The organism is Actinoplanes regularis (assembly GCF_900188005.1).
Taxonomy (GTDB): domain Bacteria; phylum Actinomycetota; class Actinomycetes; order Mycobacteriales; family Micromonosporaceae; genus Actinoplanes; species Actinoplanes regularis.
In genome coordinates, this window is sequence record NZ_FZNR01000069.1 from 1 (window position 1) to 1,527 (window position 1,527).

A 1,527-nucleotide genomic window follows, 5' to 3' on the forward strand; every position below is an offset into this window, starting at 1 on the left:
TCATCCCCGGCCGGACCGGTGACCAACTGCACCGCGACACCACCACGCTCCGGCAACACCAACGGCGCCGACAACGTCAACTCCTCCACCGTGTCGAGGCCGAGGACGCTTCCGGCGCTGATGGCCAGTTCGAGCAGCGCTGTTCCCGGGACCAGCACGGTGCCCGCGACGGCATGATCGGTCAGCCACGGATGGGTGTGCCGGGCGAGGCGGCCGGAGAAGAGGTAGCCGTCCCGGTCGGCCAGGCGCACCGCCGCGCCGAGCAGCGGGTGATCAGTGGCGGTCAGTCCGAGGCCGGCGGCGTCGCCGGGCGTGTGCGGCGCCTCCAGCCAGTAGCGCTGCTGCTGGAAGGGGTAGGTGGGCAGGTCCACGTGACGCCCGCCGGTCAGCAACGGTGACCAGTCGACGTCGCGGCCGGTGACGTGCAGGTGGGCGAGGGCGGTCAGGAAGGTGGCCTGGCCCTTGCGCATGGTCGGCGCCACCACCGTGGTGGTCTCCAGGCTCTGCTGGACCAGCGCGGACAGCACCGCGTCCGGTCCCAGCTCCACGAACCGGGTCACACCCTGCTCCCGCAAGGTGATCACGCCGTCGTGGAAACGGACCGCTTGGCGGATCTGCTCACCCCAGTACTCCGCGGTGCGGATCTCGTCACCGGCGAGCCGGCCGGACACGTTGGACACCAGCGGAATCCGCGGCGGTGACAGCCGCAGCCCGGCGACCACCGCCACAAACTCCGGGATCACCTCGTCCATGTGCGCCGAATGGAACGCGTGACTGACCGCCAACTGCCGCACCCGGCGACCCTGACCACGCCAGCCCGCGACCACCCGGTCGACCGCGTCGGCGTCACCGGACACCACCACCGACCGCGGACCGTTCACGCCGGCGATCGACACCCCGACAGCCGGAAGCGATTCAAGAATCTCCTGCTCAGTCGCTTCGACAGCGACCATCACACCGCCCTCACGGGCCGCCTGCATCAACCGGCCACGAGCCGCGACCAAACTGCACGCGTCCGCCAGATCCAGCACACCCGCGACATGAGCGGCCGCGACCTCACCGATCGAATGCCCCAGCACCACATCCGGGACCACCCCGAACGACTCCGCCAGCCGGAACAACGCCACCTCGACCGCGAACAGCGCGGCCTGCGTGAACACCGTCTGATCGATCAACGCGGCGTCAGCCGAACCCTCCGGCGCGAACACCACCGACGACAGAGGCCGCTCCAACACCGGATCCAACTGCTCACACACCGCATCGAACGCCGCCGCGTACACCGGGAACCGGTCGTACAGATCCCGGCCCATACCCACCGACTGCGCACCCTGACCCGTGAACAGCAACGCCGTCCGACCCGCCGAACGCACACCTGCGACAACCTCATCGCCCAGGAGCACCGCACGGTGATCCAGCAACGCCCGCCCGTTGACCAGCGACCAACCCACATCCACCGGGTTCAGCTCGGCCGCAGCCTCCCGAAGGCGTTCTACCTGCTCACCGAGCGCGGTCTCACTACGCGCCGAC

1 protein-coding gene is annotated in these 1,527 nt (G+C 69.6%); it reads right to left on the reverse strand.

The annotated features are described in order from the left end of the window. A partial coding sequence (locus tag CHC09_RS44810; protein WP_218827196.1) for an acyltransferase domain-containing protein occupies positions 1 to 1,370 on the reverse strand: 1,370 nt, incomplete at its 3' end. Positions 1,371 to 1,527: the final 157 nt, after the last annotated feature.